Source organism: Planktothrix sp. FACHB-1355, assembly GCF_014748295.1.
Lineage (GTDB): Bacteria > Cyanobacteriota > Cyanobacteriia > Cyanobacteriales > Aerosakkonemataceae > Aerosakkonema > Aerosakkonema funiforme_A.
The window spans coordinates 1-7,937 of the sequence record NZ_JACJUP010000201.1 but is presented as its reverse complement, the minus strand read 5'-3'; the positions used below and the strand labels follow the sequence as shown (position 1 = coordinate 7,937).

The 7,937-nt window shown below is 45.2% G+C and carries 5 protein-coding genes; 1 reads left to right on the top strand and 4 read right to left on the bottom strand.

Annotated features, from left to right (window positions below):
* The 4 genes from H6S82_RS11305 to H6S82_RS11290 form a co-directional block, all read right to left on the bottom strand.
* Positions 1–211, bottom strand: a 211-nt coding sequence (locus tag H6S82_RS11305; protein WP_347339487.1) for a hypothetical protein, incomplete at its 3' end; no start/stop codon positions are given.
* 248 nt (positions 212–459) lie between these two features.
* Positions 460–2,538 carry a dynamin family protein gene (locus tag H6S82_RS11300; protein WP_190465265.1) on the bottom strand — a complete coding sequence of 693 codons (2,079 nt, stop codon included), beginning with the start codon at positions 2,536–2,538 and terminating at the stop codon, positions 460–462.
* A gap of 69 nt (positions 2,539–2,607) precedes the next feature.
* Positions 2,608–4,689 (bottom strand): dynamin family protein, encoded by a 2,082-nt coding sequence (locus H6S82_RS11295; protein ID WP_190465266.1) that lies wholly within the window; start codon positions 4,687–4,689, stop codon positions 2,608–2,610.
* A 254-nt stretch (positions 4,690–4,943) separates the two neighbouring features.
* The gene (locus H6S82_RS11290; RefSeq protein WP_322111826.1) at positions 4,944–5,936 is read right to left on the bottom strand and encodes a ribose-phosphate pyrophosphokinase; all 993 of its coding nucleotides are present in this window, start codon (positions 5,934–5,936) and stop codon (positions 4,944–4,946) included.
* Positions 5,937–6,778: 842 nt separating this feature from the next.
* Here H6S82_RS11290 and H6S82_RS11285 point away from each other — a divergent pair.
* The coding region (locus tag H6S82_RS11285) for a serine/threonine-protein kinase (protein ID WP_191056233.1) at positions 6,779–7,937 on the top strand (1,159 nt) is incomplete at its 3' end.

Genomic DNA, 7,937 nt, shown 5'->3' with positions numbered 1-7,937 from the left:
CCTCCAAATTCGTTTGCATTTGTTCGTAAATCAGTTGTAAATTTTCCAGCGCCGCCGTAATTTCCTCCCAATTCCCCGCAAGTTGTTCTCTTTTGAGGGTGGCAATTTGCTGTTCGAGCGCTTGAAAATATTGCCTAAATACCTGGTCACTCATAGATTGTGCCTGCTGAGGTTGCCTGTCCGCTAACTCCATACCTGGCATCAATTCCAAGAGCTTCTACCCTTGAGAGCGCTACAGAGAACCTTGAGCAGATAAAGAGGTTATTTCCAGTTTAGTCAAGCTCTCCATCGAAGAGATCGCAGAATTTTAGCTAAATCGAAAGATTGTTCGTTAGACCTCTCCCATAATTCTTGTGGGGTAGGCATCCTGCCTGCTGAGATTCTTTTCTGGAAATATATTGTTCGTGGTTCATTGCGACAAACAATGAACCACGAACCATGAACTATGAACATTGCTATTTAAGCGATCGCTTGCAGAAAATCCTGATACACTGACTCAATATTCTGCGATTGCGAAGAAACATCTGATTCGATTTTGTGCAGACGTTCCAATTCTGTCTTATAATTGATTTCGCGGGATTCTTTTTGTTGAAGCAGATTGTCTAATTCCGCTTTGCGAGATTTGATATCATCGTCAATGCGATCGCTCACTTCCTTCTCATAAGCATCAAAGCACTGTTTGACAGCATCGTGAATCGGTTGCCATTGTTGTTCTGCCACTTGAGGCAGATATTTAACTAACTCTTTTTTAGCTGCTTTCACGACTTCTTTGCGAGCTCGATCTGCTTGGAAAACACCGATCCCTAACCCTACGAGCGCCAGCGTTATTGGGCCTAAAACAATTCCGAAAACCGTAGAAACGGCTACGCTGATTCCAATTACAGCGATTAAGTTGAGCAGGATATTTTTCCAATCGAAACCGGCTCCCATTAGCGCCGCACCCGCAACGTTACCCGAAGCTAAAGATACTAAACCCATTGCCCAATTTGCCCAGGCTGGAGATTTATCTTCTATTGATGTATTGCTAGAGTAGGATATTTTTTGCCCGGTGATTTTTTCGGTAATCTTGTCAGTTACCTTGGTGTAAGAAGCACCGTAATTCGCCGCACTTTTAGATAGCTGTGTAAAGGCGGCATTCATTTCTTGCTCGGCGGTGAGAGTCCAAGCGGATAATTTGTCGTTGACGTACTGCTCGAATGCCTGTTTGAGTCCGGCTTCAAAGGCTTGTCGTCTCCCTTGATCGAGGAAATCTCCAAATTGTACTTCCGGTTGATAGCGCAAGAAATCCGTTTCAAAAGTGTTACCCAAGTTGAGAACGTAGGTGCGGAAGGAATCTGCGATCGATCTCGATTTTCTATCCCGCAACGATTGAATTTCATCCTTGAATCGATCGCGAATATCAGTCAGCTTGTTAAACTCCGGTTCAACCGAATTAATTCTTTCTTTCAATTCCTTGACACTTCGATCTAGCAATGGTATGCGACGTTCGATCGCTTCCTTAACGCGGTTAGAAGCTTGGCGCGATAAAGTTCGCGCTTGTCGAATTTCAGAAATTGCCCTTTCCTTCGTCAAAAATATGTTGAGTGCGCCCATAAACTCTGGAAAACCCGTTCCCTCCAGAGCAGCGTTAGCAACTTTCAAGCGTTTACGCAGCGCCTTAATTGCGGACACCTCAAACACTCGTTCATCGTAAACATCGTAACCATCGATGATGCAATATTCAGCCAAATTAGCTTTAAAAACCTTCCGCAGCCTATCCTCAGCTTCTTGCAATTCTTCCTCATCATCCGGATCGATCAAACTTTCGCGAATCTGATCCCAAGCATTAATCATAAAGAAAACGCTCAAACCCCGTCCTTTGATGTAATTTTCCAGATAGCGCCGTTCACCCAGCGTACAAGGTTGCGATGCTCTCAAAACAAACAAAATTGCATGACAATTATTGATATAACCCAAAGATAATTCGTTCCGCGCTTCTGTATCGTTCAGTCCCGGACTATCAACAATTTCCACACCTTTTTCTAACAAAGGTAAGGGATATTCGACTACAGCGTAATCAACATCGGGAAAAGCTAGCTTTTTTTCTTGTTCTAGTTTCTTTGCCTCGGCTGGGTCGATGGTGTAATCCTGCTTAAAGCTCTTAAAATCAAGTTGTTTGGGACTTTTCCCATCTTTAAAATAAACAGTTACTTTCTTTTCTGGCCCATAGCGGAGAACCGTGAGCAATGCCGTACAGGGATTGACATCGCTCGGCAATAAGTTTTCGCCAATTAAAGCATTGAGAAACGTGCTTTTGCCTCGTTTCATATCGCCTAAAACCAGTAGCCGAAATACGCCTTTGCTTAAATTTTTACTCGCTACTTTGATATCTTCTATCTCTCTTTCCAAACCGAGTTCGCCAGAAGTTTGCTTTCCTTGAGATTCAGCTTGTGCTATGGTATCAGCCATTTTGCCGAGAGACATTGCCACGTTAGCTCGCGCTTGGGCGACTTTTTCCAAATCATTGAGAAAGCGATCGGTTTCAACTTTATAACTCATCTTTATTGCACCTTCAAGGTATTAATACGCATCCGAGCGAGGTAAGGTGGGCATTGCCCACCCTACACATTAGGCGTTGAATAACAACAAATCCTCGTAGACAGATTCGAGATTGCGATATTCGGATAGCACCTCAGCATCAATACTTTTCAGGCGCTTTAATTCACTATCGCGATTAATTTCGCGGGATAGCTTTTGTTCGAGCAGATTATCTAACTCAGCTTGTCGAGATTTGATATCATCATTGATGCGTTTGGTGACTTCGCGATCGTAAGCATCAAAACAATCTTTCACCGCTTGATGAACAGGTTGCCATTGCTCCTGTGCTATTTGGGGAAGATACTTGACAAATTCTTTCTTTGTGGCTTTGATCAATTCTTTCCGAGCTTGTTCCGCTTGTAAAGCACCGACACCCAAACCTAGCAGCAAAACCCCGATCGGTCCGGTAATCAAAGATATGGAAAAAATCGATAAAAAGCTCCAAATTCCGATCACAGCCAGAGAGTTTACCAGGATATTTTTCCAATCGAATCCCGCGCCTGCAAGCGCTATCCCGGCAACATTACCCAAAGCTAATGAGAAAAATCCCATCGCCCAACTCGCCCATGCAGGCGAATTGTCTTCAGAGCCTATATTTTGAGCGGCGTGTAGCTTGGAACCGATCAATTTTTCATTAATCGCATTTGCTACTTTAGTATAAGCAGAACCGTACTCGGATGCGCTTTGCGATAGTTGTCCGAAGGCATCTTGCAATTGTCGTTCTGCTGTCAGTTCCCAAGCCGAAATTTTGTCGTTGAGGTATTGCTCGAATGCTTGTTTGAATGCCGCATTAAATTCTTCCCGCTTACCTTTGCTGAGGGAATCGAGAAATCCGATATTTGGCTGATAGCGCAAGAAATCAGATTCAAATGTGTTGCCTAAATTGAGAATGTATTCTTTAAAAGAATCGGCGATCGCTCTCGCTTTCTTATCTCGCGTGCTGGCAATTTCATCTTTAAAGCGATCGCGTATTTCTGTCAGCTTCTTAAATTCTGGTTCAACCGAACCAATCCGCCGTTTCAATTCCTCCACATCCTGTTCTAGCAAAGGGATACGGCGATCGATCGCTGACCAAACGCGGTGATAACTTTGCTGTGCTAAAGTTATCGCTTGCCGCAATTGTGCAATTGCCCGTTCTTTAGTTAAAAACGTATTCAACTCATTCATAAACTCTGGAAATCCCGTTCCCTCCAGAGACTCTTCCGAGTTTTTCATCCGCCGCCGCAAAGCTTGAATCGAAGAAATTTCAAACACGCGATCGTCATAAATATCCTGTCCGTCTACTTGACAGTATTCCGATAGATTGGTACGAAAAACTTGACGCACTTTATTTTCCGCTTCTTGTAACTCTTCCGCGTCATCTGGATCGATGAGTGCCTTGCGGATTTCATCCCAAGCGTTGATCAAAAAGAAAACACTCAATCCTCGACCTTTGATGTAATTTTCCAGATAGCGACGCTCTGCCATCGTCACTGGTTGATCTGCCCTGAACACGAACATAATTGCATGACAATTATTGATGTAGCTGAGCGAAAGTTCATTTCGCGCTTCCGTATCGTTTAACCCCGGACTGTCAACAATTTCAATACCTTTTTCCAGCAGCGGTAAGGGATATTCTACTACAGCATAGTTAACATCGGGAAAAGCTTGCTTTTTTTCTTCTTCTAGTTTTTTGGCTTCATCAGGGTCAATGGTGTATCGTTCTTTAAAATTTGTAAATTCTAGCTTTTCGGGAGGTTTGCCATCTTTAAAATAGACGGTAACCTTCTTTTCTTCCCCATAGCGGAGAACCGTTAACACCGCCGTACAGGGATTGACATCGCTCGGTAATAAATTTTCCCCAATTAAGGCATTCAGAAACGTACTTTTGCCCCGTTTCATATCTCCTAAAACTAGGAGCCTGAATACACCGTGTTGTAAATTCTTTCTCGCTAACTCGATATCTTCTATATATGTTTCCAAACCTAATTTACCAGAGGTAGATTCTCCTTCCGACTCGGCTTGAGTAAGAGTAGTAACGATTTTAGAGAGACAGCGTGCAGCATCGTGGCGTGCTTTGGCGACTCGATCCAAATCTCTAATCAAACTTGCTCTTTCAGTTGTGTAACTCATGTTTATTTCCTGAGTAACTGAGGTTTTTGGCTATGATGGAATGCGATCGGCACTCTCAGCCAAGTCTCTACAACTCTAACTTCAGTAGCTTGTCAGTGCCTAGATCTAACTAGGGCGTCGGGGTTAGGGGCTAGGGGCTAGGGAGAGGGAAGAGGGAGGAGGGAAGAGAGAAGAGGCGCAATTTTGACTTTTGACTTTTGACTTTTGACTTTTCTCTCTTCCCCTAGCCCCTAACCCCTAACCCCTAACCCCTATTAGTGAAACATACTGCTAACAGAACTATCTTCGTGAATGCGCCAGATAGTTTCGCCCAGTACGTTTGCCACTGAAAGTACGGTTAGCTGTTCAAAGTTATGTTCCTCGCGAACCGGAATCGTATTGGTGACAATCACTTCTTCAAAGACACCGCTCGATAACCGTTCGATCGAAGGCGGAGAAAATACGGCGTGGGTGGCGCAGGCGTAAACTTGACGCGCTCCTTCTTTACGAAGCAGTCGCGCTCCTTCTGTAATGGTGCCACCAGTGTCGATCATATCGTCCACCAATACAGCTGTTTTGCCAGCCACATCGCCAATTACATTCAAAACTTCGGCGACATTATGAGCTTGACGGCGCTTATCGATAATTGCTAATGGGGCATCGTCGAGCTTTTTGGCAAATGCCCTAGCTCTCGCTACGCCACCCACATCTGGGGAGACAACAACGATATCGCTGAGATTTTTGCTCGCCAGGTAATCGAGTATGACCGGCGAACCGTAAACGTGATCGAAAGGAATATCGAAATAGCCTTGAATTTGGGCTGAGTGCAAATCCATTGCCAGAACGCGATTGGCTCCAGCCTCGGTAATCAGGTTGGCCACCAGCTTGGCTGTGATTGACTCTCGCCCTGCTGTTTTGCGATCGGCGCGGGCATACCCGTAGTATGGAATCACTGCGGTGATTTGCCTTGCCGAAGCGCGACGACAGGCATCAATCATGATCAGCAATTCCATCAGGTGATCGTTTACTGGGCGGCAAGATGGCTGAATGAGGTAAACATCGCAGCCCCGAATTGATTCCTGAATTTGAATATAAATTTCTCCATCAGCAAAATGCTTATGGATCATCGGCCCTAAGTCCATACCCAAGTAACGAGCTATTTCCTGGGCAAGAGGAACATTGGCTGTGCCAGAAAACAATCTCAGACGATTGTTAGCGCAGAGTACCGGTGGTGTCGGCTGAAGCGTCAAAGTAGCAGAGCGGATCACAGCAGACCCTCGAAGCGTGTTCATCGCTATCTTATCATTCTATTTTGCCAACAATATCCTGAATTTTTGCTTAAGAGATGATTCTTAGATCTGTTCGAGTTGATTAAGTCTGCTGAAGGCATAAACCGGGAGGGTTTCCAATAGCCTTATTCTTCGGGAAGCCTTTGCTTACCAGCAAACAGACTCTTATTGAAGACGGGTTTAATCCTTCTCCGTTAAATTACTTAGATTCGGGTTAAAGTGCCCTTTAGCCCGCCTTCAAGTTGGGCTAGAAAAGGGAGACAAACAAAGAAAATTAAACAGTCATCCTTGCCGATGACATGAATATCCAGCTATTAAAACCCTTGTCTCGTTCTATCTAAATGAGTTGACCGATTCACAAAGGTGCCAAGCTCGCGACGGTGAGTAAAAAAACTCATGGGTAAACAATAAAGTGAATCAGAGACTGTATAAGCAAACTCTGAATTCAGAGTTAAGCAAAATTTATTTAAATATGCAATTGCACAAATCGTCAAGTTTATGACTGAAAATGGTTTCAAAAAGCGATGTAGTAGGTTTAATGCCAGAAACGGATATATAACAGTCACCAAGAACCCACTTGATAGCTAAGGCGTTAACGCACAGGTAAAATCGCAGCCAGAGATGCTTCTTTTCATGCGTGCGGTACGATCGCTCAAGATATCCCCTCTCCGTCGCGTCGTTAAGCTACTGTTAAGCTACTGTAGGAAAATCTGAGCAGAAGTTGTACTTCCTTATGTATCGCCTTGACCTATTACTATAGATCTAAAATGCTCCCTCCTCAGAAAAACCGACATTAACCCGCGCCCACCCATTAAACCGCGATGCAACCACCGCTTCCCATTGGGACTGTTCTGCAAAACCGCTACCGCTTGGCAAAGATCTTAGGTCAGGGGGGGTTTGGACGAACTTATCTGGCACAAGACCAGGGGCGCTTTAACGAACTGTGCGCTCTGAAGGAGTTGATTCCTTCTCAAACGGGGGTCTACTCTGTGGAAAAGTACAAAGAACTTTTCCAAAGAGAGGCAAGCGCACTTTACCAGATTCAGCACGCCCAAATTCCCCAATTCCGCGCCACGTTTGAGCAAGATGGGCGCTTGTTTTTGGTGCAGGATTATGTGGAAGGAAAAACTTATCGCACGCTGCTAAAGGAACGCAGAGCGGAAGGAAAAAGGTTTTCGGAAGGCGAGGTTTTGCAGCTTTTACAGCAACTGCTGCCGGTGTTACACCATATCCACGGCAAGGGTATTATTCACCGAGATATCTCGCCGGACAATATCATACTGCGCGATCGCGATCGCCTACCTGTGCTGATTGACTTCGGTGTGGTCAAAGAATTAGCAACTCGGTTTCAATATTCTTCCACGCCACCGGCAACGATGGTAGGTAAAATGGGCTACGCGCCTCTCGAACAAATCCAAACTGGCAGAGCTTATCCCAGCAGCGACCTCTACGCTCTTGCCGTTACAGCAATAGTTTTACTCACCGTTCAGGAACCGCAGGTATTATTTGATGAAGCTACACTGACGTGGAATTGGTATCGATGGATACCGCCGATTAATTCGGGGCTGACGCAGGTGTTGAATAAAATGTTAAGTTACAGACCGGGCGATCGCTACCAGGAAGCCCGTGAAGTGGCGCGGGCGCTAGCTGATGCCCTCAACCTCCAGCCCCAAACTCAGAAGCCACCGCAAGCATATGCGCCGACCTCTGCCAATACTTCACAAATGCAAACTGTGGCCGTTGGGGGGCGTCCCGAACCCAGACAGGGAGTTGCAAAATCTGTAGAAGTTGGGGAAACCCCAGAAAAAGAAAGCGCAATGCCCTCTCAGAAACCCGATCCCGTCACTACACCAACCAGTAGCTCTAATTGGGATAATCCTTGGATCGTCGCTTTTGTGGGCGTAATTTTGGCAATATTAGCTGGGGTCGGTTCTTGGGCTTTGGTAAGTTATCTTCTTAACCATCAGTTGCTGGTGCGAA